At 46.1% G+C, this 20,697-nt stretch carries 22 protein-coding genes; 12 read left to right on the top strand and 10 right to left on the bottom strand.

Translation table 11 applies throughout. From position 1 onward, the window contains the following. Nucleotides 1-10 precede the first annotated feature (10 nt). The 4 genes from Q9R23_RS09920 (at nucleotide 11) to Q9R23_RS09905 (ending at nucleotide 3,500) form a co-directional block, all read left to right on the top strand. The gene (locus Q9R23_RS09920) at nucleotides 11-778 is read left to right on the top strand and encodes a hypothetical protein (protein WP_311246979.1); all 768 of its coding nucleotides are present in this window, start codon (nucleotides 11-13) and stop codon (nucleotides 776-778) included. A gap of 49 nt (nucleotides 779-827) precedes the next feature. Beyond that, nucleotides 828-1,334, top strand: a complete 507-nt coding sequence (locus Q9R23_RS09915) for a hypothetical protein (RefSeq protein WP_214856617.1) — start codon at nucleotides 828-830, stop codon at nucleotides 1,332-1,334. A 254-nt stretch (nucleotides 1,335-1,588) separates the two neighbouring features. Further along, the gene (locus Q9R23_RS09910) at nucleotides 1,589-2,572 is read left to right on the top strand and encodes a YhdH/YhfP family quinone oxidoreductase (RefSeq protein ID WP_311246978.1); all 984 of its coding nucleotides are present in this window, start codon (nucleotides 1,589-1,591) and stop codon (nucleotides 2,570-2,572) included. 67 nt (nucleotides 2,573-2,639) lie between these two features. Beyond that, nucleotides 2,640-3,500: a hypothetical protein gene (locus tag Q9R23_RS09905; RefSeq protein ID WP_311246977.1), complete on the top strand. Its 861-nt coding sequence runs from the start codon at nucleotides 2,640-2,642 to the stop codon at nucleotides 3,498-3,500. Nucleotides 3,501-3,606: 106 nt separating this feature from the next. On the opposite strand, the gene Q9R23_RS09900 is transcribed toward Q9R23_RS09905, so the two are convergent. From Q9R23_RS09900 to Q9R23_RS09890, 3 genes are all read right to left on the bottom strand, one after another. Continuing rightward, a complete protein-coding gene (locus tag Q9R23_RS09900) occupies nucleotides 3,607-5,142 on the bottom strand; it encodes a M4 family metallopeptidase (protein ID WP_311246976.1) in 1,536 nt (511 codons plus the stop codon). 173 nt (nucleotides 5,143-5,315) lie between these two features. Further along, nucleotides 5,316-5,747, bottom strand: coding sequence for a GyrI-like domain-containing protein (locus Q9R23_RS09895; protein ID WP_214856605.1), 432 nt, complete (start codon nucleotides 5,745-5,747; stop codon nucleotides 5,316-5,318). 19 nt (nucleotides 5,748-5,766) lie between these two features. Continuing rightward, entirely contained in the window at nucleotides 5,767-7,254 is a 1,488-nt protein-coding gene (locus tag Q9R23_RS09890) for an HD domain-containing phosphohydrolase (RefSeq protein ID WP_311246975.1), read from the bottom strand. 255 nt (nucleotides 7,255-7,509) lie between these two features. Between Q9R23_RS09890 and Q9R23_RS09885 the strand changes: the two genes are divergently transcribed. The 5 genes from Q9R23_RS09885 (at nucleotide 7,510) to Q9R23_RS09865 (ending at nucleotide 13,173) form a co-directional block, all read left to right on the top strand. After that, complete coding sequence (locus Q9R23_RS09885; protein ID WP_290782983.1) at nucleotides 7,510-9,897, top strand: immune inhibitor A domain-containing protein; 2,388 nt, start codon at nucleotides 7,510-7,512, stop codon at nucleotides 9,895-9,897. Nucleotides 9,898-10,172: 275 nt separating this feature from the next. Further along, entirely contained in the window at nucleotides 10,173-10,373 is a 201-nt protein-coding gene (locus Q9R23_RS09880; RefSeq protein ID WP_023469752.1) for a cold-shock protein, read from the top strand. 119 nt (nucleotides 10,374-10,492) lie between these two features. Further along, nucleotides 10,493-11,458 carry a ring-cleaving dioxygenase gene (locus Q9R23_RS09875; RefSeq protein WP_311246974.1) on the top strand — a complete coding sequence of 322 codons (966 nt, stop codon included), beginning with the start codon at nucleotides 10,493-10,495 and terminating at the stop codon, nucleotides 11,456-11,458. A 78-nt stretch (nucleotides 11,459-11,536) separates the two neighbouring features. Then, on the top strand, nucleotides 11,537-11,836 hold the full coding sequence (locus Q9R23_RS09870; protein ID WP_035411945.1) for a DUF3817 domain-containing protein: 300 nt from the start codon (nucleotides 11,537-11,539) through the stop codon (nucleotides 11,834-11,836). A gap of 104 nt (nucleotides 11,837-11,940) precedes the next feature. Continuing rightward, nucleotides 11,941-13,173 carry a DEAD/DEAH box helicase gene (locus tag Q9R23_RS09865; RefSeq protein ID WP_311246973.1) on the top strand — a complete coding sequence of 411 codons (1,233 nt, stop codon included), beginning with the start codon at nucleotides 11,941-11,943 and terminating at the stop codon, nucleotides 13,171-13,173. A gap of 66 nt (nucleotides 13,174-13,239) precedes the next feature. On the opposite strand, the gene Q9R23_RS09860 is transcribed toward Q9R23_RS09865, so the two are convergent. The 3 genes from Q9R23_RS09860 to Q9R23_RS09850 all read right to left on the bottom strand — a co-directional run bounded on the left by Q9R23_RS09860 (nucleotide 13,240) and on the right by Q9R23_RS09850 (nucleotide 15,572). Next, entirely contained in the window at nucleotides 13,240-13,653 is a 414-nt protein-coding gene (locus tag Q9R23_RS09860) for a DUF2231 domain-containing protein (protein WP_311246972.1), read from the bottom strand. Nucleotides 13,654-13,732: 79 nt separating this feature from the next. Further along, the gene (locus Q9R23_RS09855; protein ID WP_311246971.1) at nucleotides 13,733-14,902 is read right to left on the bottom strand and encodes a sensor histidine kinase; all 1,170 of its coding nucleotides are present in this window, start codon (nucleotides 14,900-14,902) and stop codon (nucleotides 13,733-13,735) included. Further along, nucleotides 14,895-15,572: a response regulator transcription factor gene (locus Q9R23_RS09850; RefSeq protein ID WP_290755321.1), complete on the bottom strand. Its 678-nt coding sequence runs from the start codon at nucleotides 15,570-15,572 to the stop codon at nucleotides 14,895-14,897. The genes Q9R23_RS09855 and Q9R23_RS09850 overlap by 8 nt, the downstream gene beginning before the upstream one ends. Nucleotides 15,573-15,673: 101 nt before the next feature. Here Q9R23_RS09850 and Q9R23_RS09845 point away from each other — a divergent pair, with 101 nt between their 5' ends. From Q9R23_RS09845 to Q9R23_RS09835, 3 genes are read left to right on the top strand one after another with little or no spacing between them, the layout of a single operon-like run. After that, complete coding sequence (locus Q9R23_RS09845; protein WP_214856701.1) at nucleotides 15,674-15,979, top strand: hypothetical protein; 306 nt, start codon at nucleotides 15,674-15,676, stop codon at nucleotides 15,977-15,979. Between the two features lie 11 nt (nucleotides 15,980-15,990). After that, nucleotides 15,991-16,881: an FAD:protein FMN transferase gene (locus Q9R23_RS09840; RefSeq protein ID WP_311246970.1), complete on the top strand. Its 891-nt coding sequence runs from the start codon at nucleotides 15,991-15,993 to the stop codon at nucleotides 16,879-16,881. After that, a complete protein-coding gene (locus tag Q9R23_RS09835) occupies nucleotides 16,869-17,447 on the top strand; it encodes a ferric reductase-like transmembrane domain-containing protein (protein ID WP_290755328.1) in 579 nt (192 codons plus the stop codon). The genes Q9R23_RS09840 and Q9R23_RS09835 overlap by 13 nt, the downstream gene beginning before the upstream one ends. 9 nt (nucleotides 17,448-17,456) lie before the next feature. Here Q9R23_RS09835 and Q9R23_RS09830 read toward each other — a convergent pair whose 3' ends face one another. The 4 genes from Q9R23_RS09830 to Q9R23_RS09815 all read right to left on the bottom strand — a co-directional run bounded on the left by Q9R23_RS09830 (nucleotide 17,457) and on the right by Q9R23_RS09815 (nucleotide 20,666). Further along, entirely contained in the window at nucleotides 17,457-18,242 is a 786-nt protein-coding gene (locus Q9R23_RS09830) for an alpha/beta hydrolase family protein (protein ID WP_311246969.1), read from the bottom strand. 132 nt (nucleotides 18,243-18,374) lie between these two features. Next, nucleotides 18,375-19,931 (bottom strand): ABC-F family ATP-binding cassette domain-containing protein, encoded by a 1,557-nt coding sequence (locus Q9R23_RS09825; protein WP_023469741.1) that lies wholly within the window; start codon nucleotides 19,929-19,931, stop codon nucleotides 18,375-18,377. Nucleotides 19,932-19,962: 31 nt separating this feature from the next. Then, nucleotides 19,963-20,136, bottom strand: coding sequence for a hypothetical protein (locus tag Q9R23_RS09820; protein ID WP_023469740.1), 174 nt, complete (start codon nucleotides 20,134-20,136; stop codon nucleotides 19,963-19,965). An 86-nt stretch (nucleotides 20,137-20,222) separates the two neighbouring features. Next, nucleotides 20,223-20,666: a hypothetical protein gene (locus tag Q9R23_RS09815; protein WP_214856696.1), complete on the bottom strand. Its 444-nt coding sequence runs from the start codon at nucleotides 20,664-20,666 to the stop codon at nucleotides 20,223-20,225. Nucleotides 20,667-20,697: the final 31 nt, after the last annotated feature.

The following is a 20,697-nucleotide window of genomic DNA, read 5'->3' as shown; positions in this document are numbered from 1 at the left end:
AGGGCTTTTGATGTCACTTCGCAAACGACTCGTAATTGGTATCGGATTGATTTTGCTGATATTAGGGATCAGTAAGCCGCTTACGGAAGCGGCTTTTCAAGCATTGAAGCCACAAGCGATAAAGATGTCAGGAGTCGAAACGAACGGATCGTGTAAACCGAACTGCAAGAAAAACGGCAAGCTGTTAAACATTCCATTTCTTTCGTGGTTGCCTAAAAAGCAGACGAAGAATGACGAAGATGTACGTGTTTGGAACACGAATGAAAAGCCCAAAAAGCAGAAAGACCTCAAACCGAAAAAGAATAAGCTCATCGTTGTAGGGGTTGAAAATGCTAAGCGAGGTATAAATGAAAAAGGGGAATCGTCCTCATCGATGTTACTGATGAGTCTGATTGTTCTACCTCTATTCATCATAAGCTATATCGTTTGGCGGAAACGTCGAAAGACCAAGAAACAGGATGAGGACTCGATCAGAACTGACACCCCGTTACAGTCCTTAGACAACGACTTTGTTATAAAAGAGAACTCGATCGAGCTACCAAATGCCTGGATTCGTAAACAACTCATCCAGTTCAATCAGATACTCCCGACCCGCTTACGGCGACATGATACAGAAACACTTCAGGAATGGTGCCTGCGTATCGGATTCCAACCGTCACATGTCCTAATAAAAGCCTATCTCTTAGAACGCTATACAGACCGAGCTACTACGATATCGGAGATGGACAAGCAAACGATTCAGGGGGAATTTGGAGCCTTCGTCCATCAGTTTGATTGAAACCTTTTGAAAGGAATGACGTAAATGGAACAGGAAAGGGGAGTTGATGATGTACCTAGCAGATGCCGTGAAATTAAAGAGTATTCTGAGGAAACAGCTTGATCAGCTGATTGAAGAGATGGAGCGCGTAGCGTTCATTGATTTAGAAAAGGGAGAAGCACTCCCCGCACAACAAGGCCGGAGCTTAACCGACGTCGAATCCGCCATGGACATCGTGCGTCATGATATGCGAGTCTTGGATCGTCTCGTCTACGCGGCGAATCTAGAAACTGTCATCGTGACGGATGAAGGAGAAATGCCGCTCGTCGAAGCAATCGAGTGGGCGACCCAATTGCGGGCAAAGGCACAAAATTATCAGATGCTCGCAAGTCGACCAAAACGCGAGTTCCAATACGGATTTGAAGGGACGACGATCATTCGTCATGCCTTATTCGATCCAGATGCCTATCGCTTAAAAGCGGAGGAAGTGGAACGGCAAGCACACAAAGTATCGAATGCGATCAATGCCGCGAACTATCAAACGACAATTGACTTTGATGGTGGACGTTATATGTAACTCCTTGACGTGGTGAGACTCCACGTCAAGGAGAGGGGACGGACCTCAATTTTCCTCTGTGGAGAAGAGATGGCGACGGCAAACCGATGACCATGAACCATTGACAGACTGACCTGTTACCTTTGACCACCTATGGAACGCTGATGTTTTTTCCGTCCCCGTTCCCTGTCGTTTCTTTGAGAAACGACAGGGATTTTTAGTGTGTCGATGGAAACAACAGGGTATAGAGAAGCACAAGAGAAAGGAGAGACATCATGAAACACACTTTTTCAGCATTCGTCGTACGAGAGGTGGATGGGAACTATGAAGGGAAGGTTGAGGCGAAACAAGTCGATGATTTACCGGAAGGAGACGTCTTAATTCGTGTCACGCATTCCTGTGTCAATTATAAGGATGCCTTATCGATGTCGGGTAATCGAGGGGTGACGAAATCCTATCCGCATACACCAGGCGTTGACGCAGCAGGATATATCGAACAAACGACAGATGAACGGTTTAAAAGCGGTCAAGCGGTCGTCGTCAATGGCTTTGATTTTGGAATGAATACCTCGGGCGGATTTCAAGAATACATACGCGTACCAGCCGATTGGGTGACGCCACTTCCAGAATCCATTCGCCCATTAGAAGCGATGCGACATGGAACGGCAGGATTGACAGCAGCGCAATCAGTCGATGAACTATCACGAATTGTCTCAAAGGAGACAGGCCCCATCCTTGTGACTGGAGCGACAGGAGGTGTCGGTACGATTGCGATCGCCTTACTGATTCGATTAGGCTATACAGTACACGCCGTAACCGGGAAACGAGTAGAACAAGAACGATTACTTAAAAAAGGTGTGGCGGAGGTATTAGACCGCACTACGTTCTTAGAAGAAACAGACCGTCCATTAAAAAAAGGAACGTATGCAGGTGTCATTGATACGGTAGGGGGTCCATTGCTCGCATCCGTCATTCGCTTCGTACAGTATGGTGGTGTCGTGACGACGTGTGGTAACGTCGGTGGGGCAGAGATGACGCTGACAGTCTATCCCTTCATCCTGCGTGGCATTCGTTTGATTGGAATCGATGCGGTACAAACACCAATTGCATATCGAGAGATCTTATGGCAACGGCTGGCGGATGAGTGGCGCGTCGATCTTGAACCAGAAGTCGACGTCAAAACACTGAACGACTTACCTAAAATCGCAGAAGCTCTGCTGACTTCTCGTCATCGTGGTCGAACTGTCATCGAAATTTAAATATTTCGAGTAAACATTGGTGGTATAGTGGGGAAAAACTGTGTCGACTTTTCAGGAGGAACCATACATGAGTGAACACCAACAAGAACGACAGTCTCGACAAGAACGACGGAGACAGAAACGCAATCGCCGAGGGATTGCGTTTGGCGGTATTTTAGCAACGCTATTCATCGTAGGTGGCTGGTTGTATATGTTGACGAATAACGATGCCTCTCAAGCAACATCGACGCTTGAGAAGCCGAAAACGACGGATCAAGCAACGAAAAACGAAAAGTCGAAGAAAGAGGCAGCCTCGACAAAGGATCCAAAAGAAGCGAAAAAAGAGAAGAAGAAATCAAAGAAAAAGGCGGCAGAGTATGCGCAAGCAGCTTGGGTGACACGTCCGTTCGCGAACGTCTATCGCGATGCAAGCCGAAGTAGTGTCATTTATAAAGCAGATTTAGGTGATGTCTATGAGGTATTGGATGCAAAAGACGGAATGGTCCACTTGCAACTCAACGATAGTATCGAAGGGTATTTGCCTGAGACCGATGTCCGATTAGAAGCACCAAAAGGAACATCAGATAAAGCAGTCCTTACGGCACTCTCGCAAGCAGTTGCCAACCAACCGATTGATAAGCCGGAGCAGTATCTCGGAAAACCAATTGCTGACTTCGAAGCAAAATATGGTGCTGTTGGTAATACGCAACAGGACGCGGTCAATACGTATTACTTCTCGAATGCTGGATATCTGCTCGTCGTCTCGGATGGAATCATTGAAGCGATTGACTGGACGAATGCTTCGACTGGTGGATTATCGACACTGGGTGAACCCGTCGTCGATACGAGCTATGGTACGTGGTACGAGGGAGAATCTTTACAACTAAAAGTGTTCCCGGATAACGGAAAGATGCGTTTACGTCTTGCGCGTGATCCTGGACAAGAATGAATGAACGGCGGATTTGCTTCAAGCGAATTCGTCTTTTTTTGCGCAAAAAACCTCCCGAGTCCGACACTCGGGAGGAAATATGAAAATCCTTTGGGAGGAGATTTTCTTAGTAGACGCCTACTGCATCAAATGATTTCGCTGCAGCTGTTGCTTCTGCACTTGTTGAACCGTAAAGGTCTTTCGCCGATTGAACGACTGCTGCACGGAGTGAGCTGAAGTTCGAGTTCGGAGTCAAGTACACGTTGAGAGCACGGTAGTAGATCGCACCGAGTTTCGGCACGCCGATTCCTGTGACAGATACGTTGTAGAACGTTCCACCGTTACCGAGGAGGTAAGCGGCTTTGTTGATGATACCAGAGTTGATGTGGACACCACCGTTATCTTGTGTACCTGTGTAACGTTTAGAGTAGTGATCTGGATCACCGTAAGCTGCTGGGTTCGACATCGAGCGGAGTGCGTCACCGCTGACTCCTGGTGTGTAGATGTCTTCTCCTACGAGCCAGTCGAAGTTCGATCCGACTGAGTATTCAGCAACCGTACCCATGATATCTGAAACTGCTTCGTTGATTGCACCAGATTCGTTTTGGTATACGAGACCAGCTGTGTATTCTGTGACAGCGTGCGTCAATTCGTGTGCAACGACGTCGAGTGCGCCAGAGAGGTATGTGAACGTTGAACCATCACCGTCACCGTATACCATCTTCGTGCCATCCCAGAATGCATTGTTGTAGCTCGTTGAATAGTGAACCGTTGAGTTCAGAGCAGCACCTGCATTGTCGTAACTGTTGCGACCATATGTGTTCTTGTAGAAGTCATATGTTTTAGCAGCGTTGACGTGCGCACTGACAGCTGCGCGGTCATATGTCGTATTGAACTTGTTATCGAGGTCAGACCAGAGTGTTCCTGGAAGTGTGTTGCGGTTCTTCGCATCATATGTGTAGATGCCTTTACCGCGAGTTGAATCTTGAAGATAGTAGTACGAGCCACTCTTCACTGTATTAAATGATGCGCTCGTGCCAAGAACTGTTGTTCCTGTACCGACTGCATTTGTTCCCGTAACTGTGTTGACTGGCTTCGCATGTGCCAGTTGGTCGAACTTATTAAGTACTTTACCTGAGTTTGCATCGATGAAATATGTCCAGCGTGATGGTTCTTTACCAGCGAGAACTGTCGATGTGACTTTGTATGCATAGACAGCATCATCTTTTACTGGATAGATGACGAGTTCTGCTTTTGGAGCGACTTCGAATTCAGAAGCCTTGATTGCTTTTTGATAAAGTTTGATGGCTTTCTTTTCAGAGAGCGTTGCTTTTTTCGCGAGACCTGGTTTTCCTTTGACGTTGATCGCATCGTTTACGACTGCTTTCAAAGTACCGTCTTTCGCGACGTTCCCGACGACGACACTACCAAAGACAGGGACGCCATCCACTTCTTGTTGGAGACGTACGATCTGTGAAGATCCGTCTTTTTCGACGTTCTGAACAGCAAAGTCACCTTTTTTGTTCACGAAATCTTTAACGATCGTTGCAGCTGGTTCTGACGAAGCTTTCGTGAGTTTACCAGCTTGAAGACCTTCTGCACCTACGACCGTAGGAACGACAAGTACACTTGCGACAAGCGATGTAGCGAGAAACTTTTTCAAAATAAATCGCCTCCTTGTTTGGGTTGAGTCTAACTATGCCAAAGAATTAAAAAAGCGAGAATAAGTCATTCGAATTAAATCGAATTTTCTGAATATAGTCCGTAGTACCTGTACTGAATTATTAAGTATGAAAGATATTTCAACGCAAAAAAAGAACCATTCAAGCGAATGGTTCAACGAATCCGTTGGTAGAGATGGTGGACATCGTCCCGAGTCTCATCAATCTTAAAGTCATTAGGATCAAGTTCAATCCCTTGTTTCGAGGCAAAGCGCTGAATTTTTTCGAAGGACTTCCAAATTTCAATATCCGGTCCTTCATGTTTCCAAAAGACATAACGAGCAGCAGGAATCCGGTGACCTTTCATTCCTTTTGGAATATCGTCAAGTGACGAGACAGGATATCCGACACATTGCGAGTATTTGGTTCCGTTTCGTTCGAGTGAGATATCGAGCGGATAGCTATCTGGTTTTGCAGGAATCTCATGTGAGCGTCTTGAAAATTCACGCCAGAGTTCCGGCATCAACGTATGCAGTTCGTTTTCTTCACATGTCAGTCCAAGACCAACAAAATAAAATTCATGACGTTCCACGATTTTAGGATGCATGAGAAACTCCTTTCCGTATTTACGACACGTCTTCAATCGGCGAACGTTTCAAGTCTAGAAAAAGATGCGTAAAGGTGGCGTCCCATTGCGTACCCATGCCCTCTTCTAAGATGGATAAAGCTTTTTCCACTGGCATTCCCTTACGATAAGGACGGTCGGATGTCATCGCATCATAGGCATCAGCAATCGCCATGATCCGACCGAAGAGTGGAATGTCCTCTCCTGCGAGTCCTTCCGGATACCCCTTTCCGTCATAGCGTTCGTGATGGTACTTTACCCCAGGAAGAATTGGTTGTAACGTCTTTGGGAGCTGAACTTGGGATAGAATATGCACACCGATGACGGGGTGTTGCTGAATGATCTGGAATTCTTCGTCAGTCAGGCGACCTTCTTTTAATAACACATCGTCGCGAATGCCGATTTTTCCGATATCGTGCAATAGTGCTGATTTGCGTAATAGCTCGATTTGTTCATACGGCAGGTTGGCAGCCGTAGCGATTTCCACTGAATAAGCAGCGACACGAAGCGAGTGTCCTGCCGTATAAGGATCGCGGGCATCAAGTGTTGCGGCAAATAACGTAAACAGACTGTCCAGCAATTGCTCATTTTGTTCATCGCGTTTTTTGATTCCTTCCATCATCAGGTTAAAACCAGAGACGAGGTGCGAGAATTCATCAGAATACGGATTCGGTAACGAGACGAGACGATTGTTTTCAACATCTTGAATGCCTTGTTGAAGAATCGCAATCGGTTTTCGAATGTTCTCATAAAGAAGAAGACTACAAAACGTCGCGACGGATAAGATGACGATTAAAATAAGCGTCGACCAGCTCCAATAAGAGCGGAGGCTTTCATTTTCCGTTAATTGAACGGCTGAGGCGAGCACGAACAGCATGATCGGAAAAACACCGATAATCAATGTGCTGATCAGCATTTTTTGCTTTAACGTGACGACCGTCGTTTTTCTTGGAACATCAAAGCCATGTTCGAAGGCATACTTCTCTAACGTGAGGAGCATATGCTCCGTAACGCGGTAGGTTAGAAAAAATTCAATCAGACCGTGTAAAATCGCGACGAGAACAGCACCAAAACAGGCGAGACCAATCAAGTAGTACGGCATCTTTAACCACTCTTGAGAGATTGCGAGTGCTGTCAGGAGTGATGCGGGAACTGAGAGACCTAAGAAGTGTGGTCCCATGATGCGTTGAACAGTCAGAACCGGAAAGTGATGGGTCGTTTGATAAGCCTCTTGGAAAGAGGCGAGTGAAGGAATCTCGTTTTGGAAGAAGCGTCGTAAGGCACCGATGTGCCGAGAATAAATCATATATTCGAGTAAGAACATCAGACTGACAGATAAACCCATGATACCCATTAAAATCAACTGTTCATTCCTCGTGAAGGTAAGGGTCTCAAAAATAAACAGACACCCGACGCCGAACACCGCGATGAATGAACCGAGCAGATAGTTTCTTAGTAAGTGGCGTTCAAAACGTTGTAAAGCGCTCATTATATCCTCCTTTTAGTGAGTTAGAGTGCTTTCAGCGTACCGTTTTCTAAAACGGTGGAAGGATGTTTTTTTGAAAAAAAGGTGAAAGAATCTTTTGAAAAACTTTTGAAATTAATACTCAAAAATAGGTATGGTCATAAAGCACTAATTATCTTAGAAAAGATTGATTAAGGAAGTAAAATAAACTAAGATTTGAATATTCAGAAAAGTATATTAATCTTTTACTTTTCACTACTACATAGGGGGTCAATTCACGTGGGAAAAAAGAAACAGCTTAGCTTAGCCGTACTGTCTGGAATTACGGCAGCTGCTTTTGCTGTCGGTCCGGTCTTACCTGGTGGGCAGGTAAAATCCGTACAAGCAGCAGAAAAAGCAGCCTCTGGTGCACCAATGGACTTAAATACGGTCGATCAGGATCGTTTAGTCAAAGTGCTTGAAAAACGTGGGGTCATTTCAAAAGCAGCTTCAGCCGCGACGAAGCAACAAGCCGTTCAAAAGTATCTTGATAAAAAGGCGAATGGGAAACCGGCAGCCGATCATGATCATCATGAATCAAGTAAAGAAGCCGCATTCGATAAGAAAACAAAAGATTTCTTATCGAAACAGAAAGATCAATTGGCTAAACAATTAAAGAAAAAGCATGACAACTATAAAAAAGGCAATCCGAATGGCTTCGTCAAAGTTGATAAAGCGAAACAGGCTGCCTATAACGGAGCAACACGGACGGATAAAGTCCTCGTTCTTCTCGTCGAATATAGCGACTTCAAGCATAATAACGTCGTGCAGGAGCCTGGATATATGTATTCGAATGACTTCAACCAAAAACATTATCAAGACTTAATGTTTGGTGATCAAGAGTTCGAACTCTTCAACGGAGACAAAGTAAAAACGTTCAAACAGTTCTATGAAGAACAATCAGGTGGTAGTTATTCGGTAGATGGTACGGTGTCCAATTGGTTGACTGTTCCAGGAACAGCTAAAGATTATGGTGCTGACAGTCCTGTGAGTGGGAATGATAACCTTCCTGGCGCAAAAGGACCACGTGGTCTCGTCAAGGATTCCCTGAATGCTGCTGTTAAAGCCGGCATTAATTTAGCAGATTACGATAAGTTCGACCAGTACGATATGGACGGCGATGGCAACTTGAATGAGCCAGACGGTCTCGTCGATCACTTGATGATCATTCATGCGGGTACAGGACAAGAAGCAGGTGGCGGTAAGCTCGGTGACGACGCGATCTGGTCACACCGCTGGACACTTGGTAGCGTATATCCTGTAGCGGATACGACGGCAAGCGTCAATTACTGGGGCGGAAAAATGGCTGCTTATGATTACACGGTTCAACCAGAAGATGGCGCAGTCGGCGTCTTCGCGCACGAATTTGGTCATGATCTTGGACTTCCTGATGAGTACGATACACAGTACACAGGTCAAGGTGAACCGGTCGCTTCATGGTCCATCATGAGTGGTGGTAGCTGGAATGGTAAAGTTGCTGGAACAGAACCAACAAGTTTCTCGCCACAAAACAAAGAGTTCTTCCAAAACGTGATGGGTGGAAACTGGGCAAACATCCAACAGATTGATTTTGATTCGCTCACTAAGGCGGGGACGGCATCGTACCTCGACCAAAGCGTAACGAAATCAAAAAATCCAGGAATCATCAAAGTAAATCTACCGAAAAAACCGGTGAAAGGTATCACGCCGGCTTACGGTAAGAAGTATTACTACAGTACGAAAGGTGATGATCTTCATACGTCAATGACTTCACCAGAGTTCGATTTGACGAATGCAAAAGAAGCGAAGTTCGACTTCAAAGCCTTTTACGATGTTGAATTCAACTACGATTACTTGACAGTCACAGCTACTGCTGACGGTCAATCGAAAGTCATTGACACGATTGGCGATCAAGATACAGATGGTGATCAACGTGCTGAATCAACAAAAGGCGCATGGGTCGATAAATCATATGACCTGAGCGAATTTGCTGGTAAAAAAGTCACGTTGAAATTTGAATACGTGACAGATGGTGGACTTGCACTAGACGGATTTGCACTTGATAACGCGAAGTTGACAGTTGACGGTAAAGTCGTCTTTGAAGATGATGCAGAGGGTACTCCTAAGTTCACTCTAGATGGTTTCGTTGCTTCAGACGGTTTCTCTTATGCGGATAACGCGTATTACCTCGAATGGCGTAACTATGCAGGCTCGGATAAAGCACTCGAGCATGCACGCGGCGTTAAGTACAACACAGGTCTTGTCGTCTGGTATGGTGATTCAAGCTTCAACGATAACTGGGTTGGTGTACACCCAGGTGAAGGATTCCTCGGAGTCGTTGACTCGCACCCTGAAGCAATCGTTGGAACACTTAACGGTAAGCCGGTCACGACAGGAAGCACACGTTACCAAATCGCAGATGCTGCGTTCAGCTACGATAAAGCACCTGCATGGCTCATCGATTCGCCATCACGTGGAACATACGACTACAAAGGTCTCCCAGGTGTGACGAAGTTTGATGATTCAAAATCTTACATCAACCAGTTGATTCCGGACGCAGGAAAATTGCTTCCGAACAACGGGCTGAAGATTCAAGTCATCGGTGAAGCGAAAGACAACTCTGCTGGAGCAGTCTGGATCCACCGTTAAAAACAGGAGAACAGGTTCAGTTTCGGCTGAACCTGTTTTTTTATTTTAGTTATGTAGAAGAAGTGGAATCAATTGGAAAAACATTGGTCTGACAACTTGACTTTTAAAGCGCATCCATTCTATACTTACGTTAGCTTAATATTGTTATTGTCATTACGGATTCACATCGTGTCACGAACAATCTTTTCGTTGCTCCATGTATTTCGGGACAATAATGAATTCCTTTCATATGCTCAGCATATGTATTAAGTAATTTATTTTTGGAGGTTGTTCCCATGAACACAGGTAAAGTAAAATGGTTTAACGCAGAAAAAGGTTTCGGTTTCATCGAAGTTGAAGGCGGAGAAGACGTATTCGTACATTTCTCAGCAATCACTGGTGAAGGCTTCAAAACACTTGACGAAGGTCAAGAAGTTGAGTTCGAAATCACTGAAGGCGCACGTGGAGCACAAGCTGCTAACGTCGTAAAACTTTAATTTCAACTATTCAATCGTCCCTTTTCGGAGGGGCGGTTTTTTATTAGATTAATATCTTTAATTCAAGATAAATATGAGATATACTCCAATTACCAAATCATTGACAAGGAGTGAGGAAGATGGAATTACTCGGAATTCATCATGTATCGATCTTAACAGGCATGGCAGAACGCAATTATCAATTCTACACACAAATACTTGGCATGCGTCTGATCAAAAAGACTGTCAATCAAGATGACACGACATCGTATCATTTGTTTTATGGAGATGCGGAAGGGAATCCAGGAACGGACTTGACGTTTTTTGATATTCCGCATCTTGGAACGGGCGTACCGGGAGCATCGAGTATCTCTTCGACATCGCTTCGTGTCAAAACAACGGCTGCACTTCATTTTTGGAAACAACGTTTTGAAGCGAAAGGTGTGGATCACGATGAAATCGTCGAGCGAGCAGGGCGTCAAACACTAGCCTTTCGTGATCAGGAAGGAACACGCTTGATTCTCGTCGCGGAAGATGGTGAGGCAGGTGTCGCAGGTGGTGTACCATGGCCGCAAGAAGAGATTCCATCGGAGCATGCCATCGTTGGACTGGGAGCTGTCACATTAACGGTCAACGATCCGACACTAACGGTCCGCGTGCTGACGGAAGTGATGGGTTTCCGGAACGTTGGTCGCTATCCTTCACTAGCAGGTGACTTTGCTCCAATCGAAGTCTATGCGACAGGAGAAGGGGGAATCGGAGCAGAAGTCCACGTCGAAGCGCGTCCAGACCTTGATCGGGAACGTTTAGGTCGTGGTGGTGTGCACCATGTCGCGTTCCGTGTACCGAATAGTGAGGAGTACGAGAAGTGGGTCGAACGTCTGAATGCTTATCACTTACCGAACTCCGGTAAAGTCGATCGTCACTATTTCCAAGCCCTTTACTTCCGGGAACCGAATCATATCTTATTTGAACTCTCGACAGATACACCAGGATTTGCGACGGATGAGTCGGTTGAAACATTAGGGGAGACACTTGCGTTACCTCCGTTTCTTGAGCCAAAACGAGCTGCCATCGAAGCTCGGTTACGACCACTCGAAATCTGACAATCCTGTGACACAGGTCACAGATGGATCGTCCATCCCGTATACTAAGAGCAGGAATCAGGAAAAAGGAGTGACGGGATGTTAAGAACTACGCTTGGGCAATTCCGGATGATTGCGATATTAGAAGGAATTTCGTTTTTAGTCTTACTGTTGATTGCGATGCCGTTGAAATATATGGCGGACATTCCACAAGCAGTTTCGGTCGTTGGTGCACTTCACGGTGTCTTATTCGTCATGTACGCGATCTGGCTCGCCGTTGTGAAATTCAAATACGATTGGTCGATCATCAAGGCGGGTATTGCGTTCATCGCATCATTCATCCCGTTCGGCACGTTCATACTCGATCGGAAGTTAAAACAGGAAGCAACAAACGCGTAAATTGTGTATACTGAATAGAGCACGGCTGTGGATAACTGTTTTTGTCTATGCGAAGCAGGTTATCCACAGCTTTTTTCTGTGGATAATTTTTAGGAGGATATATTATGTCAACATTTGAAACATTACACATCAGTGATCTGTGGATAAAAAAATTACAAAAACAAGGCATTAAGGAGCCGACACCGATTCAAGAACAGGCGATTCCATCATTACTTGACGGACGCGACTTGATTGGACAGGCGCAAACCGGAACAGGAAAGACACTAGCGTTCCTCTTACCGATTCTTGAGCAAATCGATGTCGAATCGCAAACGGTCCAAGCATTGATCGTCGCACCGACTCGCGAACTCGCGCGTCAAATCGCAGATGAGACCCATAAGCTGATTCGCAATACGGAACAGTACCGTGCTCTCGCAGTATATGGCGGACAAGACGTCTTTAAACAGATTCAACGACTCGGACGGATGCCACAAATCATCATCGGAACACCAGGACGGATTCTCGATCATGTCGGTCGCGGCACACTAGACTTAAGCGAATTACGTACACTCGTCTTAGATGAGGCGGACCAAATGCTTCAAATCGGTTTCTTGCCAGAAATTGAAGATATCATCGAGGCAGCACCTGTTGATCGCCAGTTCGTCATGTTATCAGCAACGATGCCACCTAAAGTAGAGGAACTGGCGAAAACGTATTTGCGTAACCCAGTCGAAGTGCAGGTAGAAGCGGAAAGCATCACTGTAGAAGCGATCGAGCAGTTCGTCGTCGAGACGACGGATCGTCGCAAGCAGGCGACACTACGGACGATGCTTGACGAGATGCGTCCATACGCAGCCATCATTTTCTGCCGTACGCAACGTCGTGTCAGTAAATTAAACGAAGAAATGCAGATGCAAGGGTATCCGACGGATGAACTGCATGGTGGGTTGACGCAAGGGAAACGGGAAAAGGCAATGGCGAAGTTCTATCAAGGAAAAACACAATTCCTGATTGCAACAGACGTCGCTTCCCGTGGACTCGATGTGACAGGTGTGACACACGTCTTCAACTACGATTTACCGGACGATGCCGAAAGTTATGTTCACCGGATCGGTCGGACAGGACGTGCTGGGAACGATGGAATTGCCATCTCGATCGTGACACCGAAAGATGGTCGGACGTTCCGTGATATGGAACGTGAATTGAACATCTCGGTCACGCCAATCGTCGTCGAATTGTCTGAAGAGGCGATTCGCGCACAGCACGACCAGAGTAAAGGATCACGGAAGACGACAGAAGGACGTGGAAACACACGTCGTTCGAATAATCGTCGCCCGGGACGCGCACATCGTAAATAAACAGAAACAAGATAAAAGAGCCGGTCCATCTTCTCTGATAAAAAGAGAAAATGGACCGGCTCTTTTTTATTTAGCATATACCATCTGACCACCAAGATGACCGGTATAAGCAAGTAATCCGCTACCGACGATGGCAACGACAAAACTGAGTAATAAAAACATTTTTTTGTTCGAGCGGTAACCCAACAAAAGAAATAACAGTGAGACACCAAAGGCAACAAGACTGAACAACGCGAAATGCTCATGATTTTCGATAACAGCATGGGTAACGCTACTTAAGTTCGCTTCCGCATACTCTTCTGCTCCGTCTCCCGACAAATAGGCGGCGACCCCAGAAGTCAGACCAACGACTAGCGTAAAGAGCGCGAACAATTTGAATTGCGTCCATTTCAGACTGACGAGTAACAATAACGTTGCGAATAATAAAAGTGCGATCGGTGCATGGACAAGAAGTGGATGAAGCGGTACGTTCCCTAACATATCAAAGACCTCCTTAGATAAGTATGATAAAGAATAATTTCACTTTACCCTGCTTATCTGACAGCTAACTGACACCGTTTTAAAGAGTTGGGAAATGAATGATGAAGCGTGTGCCTTCACCTAATGTTGAATCAATAGAAATCGTACCGCCATGTTGATCGACAATCGATTGAGCAATCGATAAGCCGAGGCCCGTACCTGTTCCGTGTCGTGAATGATCCCCCCGGTAAAAACGCTCGAATATTTTAGTTTGTTGATCGGAAGCGATACCGATTCCACGGTCCTGTATCGTCAACTGACGTTCTATACTAGTTTCTTCGAGGGAGACATCAATGACTTTATTGCTGTAGACAAGAGCATTTTCAAGAAAGACCGTCAATAAGCGGTTCAATTGATGGGCATCCCCTTTCATGCGTAAGTTAGGCGCAATCGAAGCATGGATGACACGATCCGAGTAGGCATGCTGAAAACGTTCGACAGTCTTTTGGACGAGTGAACTAAGATCAACTTCCTGTTTCGGTGAAGTTTGTCCTTCTCGCGCAAGTAATAATAAATCAGAGACTAAATACTGCATGCCTGCCGTTTCTGCTTTAATGTCCTCTAGAATCGTACGCCCTTCATTCGAAAGTGATTCCGCTTCTAGCAATTCAATTCCGCTATAGACGATTGTCAGAGGTGTCCGTAGTTCATGTGAAGCATCGGACGTAAAACGACGTTGGCGATCGAATGCTTGTTGCACCGGAATGACGGCTCGACCAGCAAGAATGTATCCGACTAGTGTCAGGACGATCGTTGCGAGAACCGCAATCCCCGCAAGAACGGCAATCAATCGCTGTAAGGTATCTTCTGTCGGAGAGATATCCTTCATCAGCAATAGTCGTCCTTCTTCGGTACTCCGTTGATACAGTAAGAAGTGTCGATCATCCCATTCCACTTGTTGCGTCGTATCATTCGAGCTTAAAAAACGGTGCAGTGTTTTAGACTCGACGTCTGGCGGCAGACTTGCATAGCGTTCGTTTCCTGAACCATCGAGTAACTGGAAGTAGATCGGATTTCGAATGAATTGATCTTCCCCATGCTCGATCCGTTCGAAGATATCTCGATCAGATACGCTCTTCAATTGATTCAATTCCATCCGATTCAGCAATTGGGCGTTTGTGACATACACTCCGATCAGGATGAGGACTAGTACAAGAAAAAACGAACCACTGAATAACAAGGTTAGTCGTTTTCGAATCGATTCAAGCATGCGGATCACCTAAACGATAACCGAATCCGCGAACTGTCCGAATCAAATTAGGAGCTCCGACCGCATCTAATTTTTTCCGAACGAGTCGGACGAGCGCATCGAGCGCGTTATCCGTAATATCCGCTCCGATTCCCCATACGACTTCGATGATCAATTCACGACTCATCACCTGTTCAGGTCGTCTTAAGAGCAAAGAAAGGAATTCAAATTCACGTCGTGTTAAATCGATTGGATGTCGCTCGTAGGAAATCGTTTGTGAGGACAGATCGAGGACTAGTCCATTGAAAGAGACCGTCGACACGAATGCCTTTTGTTGACGACGACTGAGCGCGCGCAGTCGTGCCAGTAATTCATTCGATTGAAACGGTTTAACGAGATAGTCATCGGCTCCACTATCGAGACCATGAACGAGATCGATTTCCGTATCACGAGCAGTCAGCATCAAGATGCCGCCTTCGAACTGTTCTTTCCGTAAGGTAGCGGCGACTTCGACTCCGCTCTTACGAGGCATCATCCAATCGAGAACGAGTAAGTCATAGCGATACGTCTGACATTGGAGGAGCGCTTCCACTCCATCCTGCGCAACATCTACCTGATATCCTGCCCGCTCCAAATGGAGGCGTAACATCTTTGCAAGACGCTGATCATCTTCTGCTACCAAAACGCGCATGCACATCGCTCCTCTTTTTTTCTCATTATCCCATAGTTACCGTCAGTTAGTTGTCAGTTTTTTTCGATACAGTAAACGTAACAAGAAGGGAGAGGAAACAGATGAAACCCAAACCATTTGCGAAATGGCTCGTCGGGCTTAGTAGTTCCGTTTTCATCGGACTTGCGATTGGTCAGTTGAGTGTCAGTTCGAACGATTCCTCGACGACACCTGTTTCGACAGGCGATACGTATTCGAACGATACGACATTACCATCTCAAGGGAATCAGTATAGCGATGATGAAGGCGAATACGAAGGGGATGATGGATATTACGAAGACGATGATGATCAATGGCAAGGTGATGAATCATCTGGCTTCAGTCAACCCGGTGGATCGAGTGACGGTCAGTCTAGCCATTCGAGGTAAGGAGGAGGAAGATGGAGCGACAATTGTATGCGATGCATAATCAGGTGCGGTTCGTGACGGATCAGCCGATCGATGAAGCAGAATGGGAGGAGCTTGTCCGATTCTTTCATTATGTGGATCGGCAGTGGTCACGCTTTGATGAGCAAAGTGAAGTCAGTCGATTGAATCGCTTACGGATCGGCGACACGTTATCGGTGTCCTTATCGTTAGCCCGCTTGCTTGCCCGCGCTACACGATATTTCGAGCAGACCGAACGTTATTTTTCCCCATTCCTGCTGGCGCAACAACAAGCCAATGGCTATCGACAATCATTTCCCTTCATACAAGCTGTCGCTTATGAAGAGGTTGCTCCACCAGAAATCGCTCCATTCATCATTGAAGGATGTGACGTGACTCGAGTCGGAGGCGGTTTTATCGACCTAGGTGGCATCGGAAAAGGAGCTGCCGCGATGATTGCAGCGCAACGACTACGAAAAAGCTGGAATCGTGGATTGATTGAAGCGGGAGGCGACGTCATCGTCTGGTCTGATGAGGAACCATGGAATATCACGATCACGCATCCCGAGACCGAACAACGCGTCGCTGATGTGCAGTTGCGACAAGGCGCGGTCGCGACATCGAACCGTGTCTATCGATCGTGGAAGACGGACGGACAGACGCATCATCATTTATTGGATGGACGAACAGGACGTCCGACGAAAAGTCCGATTCTTCAAGTGACCGCATCTGCGCCACAACTCTATGAAGCGGAAGTCATGACGAAACTTGCCTTTCAGATGACAGAGACAGAACGTCAAGAAAAGCTGTTTCGTTGGTTTCCAAAAGGGCGATTATTGATTTTGGATACTGCTGGGGAATGGCGAAGTGAACAGAAAGGAGTGAGTGAGACATGGACTGGATGAAATGGTTGTTCTCAACATGGACGATGATCCGGTTGAGTGGATTAAGTGGGCACTTCTTCATGACGATTTCTGTCTTAGCGGGATTGCTCGGTTCCTACCCGGCATTCAAAAAACAAAAAGCACGACTGCATCACGTGCATTTATATAGTGGCTGGGCAGGTTTGCTCGCAATCGTCCTTCATGCGACGCTCATCATCGTCGATTCATACGCACCACTGACGATCTTTGAAGTCCTGATTCCGGGCCAAGCTTCTTATGAACCACTCTGGAATGCGCTAGGAACGATTAGTCTCTACTTATTCGGGTTCGTTCTCGTGACTTCGGATTTCTTAAAGGAGACGTTAGGCAAGACGCTTTGGAAATTGACACATTGGCTCGTCTTACCTGCTTGGCTATTAATGACGGCACACGGTCTATTCATCGGTACGGATACCGGAACACTATTTACGACGATTTGGTACGCTGTCTCAACACTGACGATGTTTACGCTCGTCCTATACCGGATGCGGATCCGTCCTATGCAACGGACTCGAACTTCAGCAAAAGAGCGCTCAGTCGTACACTGAGCGCTCTTTTCATTGTCGGGCGAGCCAAGCTGTCCATTCGTTAAAGGCAGCATCCCGATTCTCAATATAGTTGTGATCACTATCGACGATCGCTTCCTCAAACGGACTGTCGGGTAGCAATAAGTCATGATGGAGCGCTTTGATCGATGTTTCGTCTCGTTCGGACGTCATGAGCAACATCGAGCGATCGGCTAGACGTTCTTTTAGCGTCAGTAAGTTCCAGGTCGTATGATGGCGCTTTAACTCGTCAAGTAACGCGTCAGCAGTGGCGTCATTTAGGAAAGCAGCTCCTCGCTCGAGAATACCATGAAGCACAGGCTCATATTCCGGATGTTCGAGGACGAGCTGACCGACGAGTCCAAAATTAAACGGAGAAATCCCGACATAATGTGCAGCCTCCGGTGTCTCAGCAAAAGCATGAAGACCGGCGAACCCACCCATGCTATGACCGACAACGGTAATCTGATCAGCCTTGATACCGTGTTCAGTAGTGAAAGACTTGGAGCAGACGTAACGTAAAGTTGCCGTTGCGTCTTCCAGAACATGTTGGAATCGGAAGGTTCCGGGACTTCCGATCGTTCCACGATATGACGTGACAAGCACATGGTATCCTGCGCTTTGAAGTTGTACTGCCCAGTCCATGTTTAACTGTTTCCCGGGAAATCCGTGAAAGAGGACAATTAATGGAGCATCCGCTGTGTGTTCAGGTGAATAGAGACGGGCAATCAACTGTTCTGAACCACCGCTTGGAACATGGAGATAGGATAGTGTTGCCTTTTTCGTGATCGTTTCCAAAAAAACACGCTCCTTCATAATCATTTTCTAAGTCTTAGTGTGCGTGAAGATGCACGATCATGCAATGATTAAGTGTGTGAACTAAAAAGATGGGATACCCTTCTGGGCATCCCATCTTTTGTAAAGCATGGCTTAGAATACTTTTGTCGTCCATGATTCACAGTTCCATAAGTCTGTTGCAACAGCTTCATAGAATTCTGGTTCGTGTGAGATTAAGAGGACGGTTCCTTTGTACTCTTGTAACGCACGTTTTAATTCTTCTTTTGCTTCGACGTCCAAGTGGTTCGTCGGCTCATCGAGTACGAGGATGTTCGATTCCGTGTTCATCAATTTACAAAGACGGACTTTCGCTTTTTCTCCACCGCTGAGTACTTCGATTTTCGATTCGATGTGTTTCGTCATCAAACCACACTTCGCGAGCATGGCGCGGACTTGCTGTTGTGTCAGAGACGGGAACGTATTCCAGATCTCTTCGATACACGTATTCGAGTTCTTCTCTTTGACTTCTTGTTCGAAGTACCCGATATGCAAGTTCTCGCCTCGCTCAACGACACCCGAGACAGCTGGAATTTCACCGAGCAAACTCTTGAGCAACGTCGATTTCCCGATTCCGTTCGCACCGTGCAACGCAATCTTCTGCCCACGTTCGATCGTCAGATCAAGAGGGCGCGAAAGTGGCTCATCGTATCCGATGACGAGACCTTTTGCTTCGAACATCAATTTACTTGGTGTCCGTGCTTGGAGGAAGTGGAACTCTGGTTTTGGACGCTCTTGCGCAAGTTCGATGACATCCATCTTATCGAGCTTCTTCTGACGTGACATCGCCATGTTCCGTGTCGAGACACGTGCCTTGTTCCGAGCAACGAAGTCCTTCAACTCAGAGATTTCCTGCTGTTGACGCTTGAACGCAGACTCGAGTTGCTTTTTCTTCGCTTCATGGATCGTAACGAAGTTGTCGTAATCACCGACATAACGATTCAATTCTTGATTTTCCATATGATAAATCAAGTTGATGACGCTATTGAGGAATGGAATGTCGTGCGAAATCAAGATGAACGCATTCTCATATTCATTCAAGTAGCGTTTCAACCATTCGATATGCTGGACATCGAGATAGTTGGTCGGCTCATCAAGTAAGAGAATGTCTGGTTTTTCAAGAAGGAGTTTGGCGAGCAGGATTTTCGTCCGCTGTCCACCACTGAGCTCTTGTACATCCCGATCGAGTCCGATTTCATCAAGACCAAGACCGCGCGCGATTTCTTCGACTTTTGCATCGATCGTATAGAAGTCGTTATTCGTCAGAATGTCCTGCAAGACGCCAACTTCTTCGAGCATCTTTTCAAGTTCTTCTGGCTCGACTTCGCCCATTTTACCGTACAAATCATTGATTTCCTGTTCGATGTCGAACATGTACTGGAATGCACCTTTAAGTGCATCGCGGATGGTTAATCCTTTTTCAAGGACAGCGTGCTGGTCTAAATAGCCGACGCGCACATGCTTCGCCCATTCGACTTTTCCTTCATCTGGCTCAAGTTGCGACGTAATGATGTTCATGAACGTCGATTTTCCTTCACCGTTCGCACCGACGAGACCGATGTGCTCGCCTTTTAACAGGCGGAAGGAGACATTTTCGAAAATGGCGCGGTCACCGAATCCGTGACTTAAGTTAGATACCGTTAAAATACTCATAATTACTCCTTATTTCATGAATTCCTGTGACTTAGACGCCTGTCCGTTTTTTCTGGTTGTTTGCTTTTTTCGTCTGTTGGCTCGTCAATTGTTTCGTTTGTGTTCCTTGTAAGCCAGTCGGACGTTTTGTTTGCGCTTGTTTTTTTGCTTTCAAGCGTTCGATCATTGCCTCTTGCAACGATAGTTTTTTTGGTTGTTCACTCATGTTCGTTCACCTCGATTGATTCGTTCTTACTTTCTAGTATGCCAAAAAAAACGTCTCTTGGAAATGAAGAGACCTGATTTTACATCTCAAAGTGTATCGGCGAGATAGACGACGTAACAATTCCGGTCGATATCGATTTCACAGCTGTCACGCTCAAAAATACCGTGGCCTTCGACTTCGATCTTGTCTTTGATCAAAAAACGCATCGCTTGGATGTGATTCGGAACCGTTGATGTCTTTAGGAGCGGTTGAGCGCTGTCGGACAAATACTGTCTGAACTCGATATGAATTTGGTGCGGTGGATAAACGCGTTCTTCTGTCGCACGCGGTGATGCCTTGATATGATCGACGATCAATTGATCGTAATCACCTGCCATCTCATTGGAACGAAGCTCGTATTGATGTCCTTCGATGATATGGAATTCACAGAGTTGGTGGGCGATGATCTCTTCCGGTTCGATCGCATAGCGATCATATTGATAGATCGGCTGGAATTCACCATTTTCTTCAACATAGTAGGCAAGTGACATGCGTAAATCCTCCTTTTCATTCTATAGATAC

The organism is Exiguobacterium sp. BRG2, from assembly GCF_031844245.1.
GTDB lineage: Bacteria > Bacillota > Bacilli > Exiguobacteriales > Exiguobacteriaceae > Exiguobacterium_A.
Note: the sequence above shows the minus strand (reverse complement) of the source record. Positions and strands in the feature narration are given on the sequence as shown.

Coding starts and splice junctions, on each gene's coding strand:
- Q9R23_RS09895 (WP_214856605.1), bottom strand. CDS start 5,747: ATGCATCCTAAAATCGTGGAACGTCATGAATTTTATTTTGTTGGTCTT.
- Q9R23_RS09865 (WP_311246973.1), top strand. CDS start 11,941: ATGTCAACATTTGAAACATTACACATCAGTGATCTGTGGATAAAAAAA.
- Q9R23_RS09890 (WP_311246975.1), bottom strand. CDS start 7,254: ATGAGCGCTTTACAACGTTTTGAACGCCACTTACTAAGAAACTATCTG.
- Q9R23_RS09920 (WP_311246979.1), top strand. CDS start 11: ATGTCACTTCGCAAACGACTCGTAATTGGTATCGGATTGATTTTGCTG.
- Q9R23_RS09825 (WP_023469741.1), bottom strand. CDS start 19,931: ATGAGTATTTTAACGGTATCTAACTTAAGTCACGGATTCGGTGACCGC.
- Q9R23_RS09845 (WP_214856701.1), top strand. CDS start 15,674: ATGAAACCCAAACCATTTGCGAAATGGCTCGTCGGGCTTAGTAGTTCC.
- Q9R23_RS09850 (WP_290755321.1), bottom strand. CDS start 15,572: ATGCGCGTTTTGGTAGCAGAAGATGATCAGCGTCTTGCAAAGATGTTA.
- Q9R23_RS09910 (WP_311246978.1), top strand. CDS start 1,589: ATGAAACACACTTTTTCAGCATTCGTCGTACGAGAGGTGGATGGGAAC.
- Q9R23_RS09820 (WP_023469740.1), bottom strand. CDS start 20,136: ATGAGTGAACAACCAAAAAAACTATCGTTGCAAGAGGCAATGATCGAA.
- Q9R23_RS09815 (WP_214856696.1), bottom strand. CDS start 20,666: ATGTCACTTGCCTACTATGTTGAAGAAAATGGTGAATTCCAGCCGATC.
- Q9R23_RS09875 (WP_311246974.1), top strand. CDS start 10,493: ATGGAATTACTCGGAATTCATCATGTATCGATCTTAACAGGCATGGCA.
- Q9R23_RS09855 (WP_311246971.1), bottom strand. CDS start 14,902: ATGCTTGAATCGATTCGAAAACGACTAACCTTGTTATTCAGTGGTTCG.
- Q9R23_RS09905 (WP_311246977.1), top strand. CDS start 2,640: ATGAGTGAACACCAACAAGAACGACAGTCTCGACAAGAACGACGGAGA.
- Q9R23_RS09915 (WP_214856617.1), top strand. CDS start 828: ATGTACCTAGCAGATGCCGTGAAATTAAAGAGTATTCTGAGGAAACAG.
- Q9R23_RS09870 (WP_035411945.1), top strand. CDS start 11,537: ATGTTAAGAACTACGCTTGGGCAATTCCGGATGATTGCGATATTAGAA.
- Q9R23_RS09840 (WP_311246970.1), top strand. CDS start 15,991: ATGGAGCGACAATTGTATGCGATGCATAATCAGGTGCGGTTCGTGACG.
- Q9R23_RS09860 (WP_311246972.1), bottom strand. CDS start 13,653: ATGTTAGGGAACGTACCGCTTCATCCACTTCTTGTCCATGCACCGATC.
- Q9R23_RS09835 (WP_290755328.1), top strand. CDS start 16,869: ATGGACTGGATGAAATGGTTGTTCTCAACATGGACGATGATCCGGTTG.
- Q9R23_RS09880 (WP_023469752.1), top strand. CDS start 10,173: ATGAACACAGGTAAAGTAAAATGGTTTAACGCAGAAAAAGGTTTCGGT.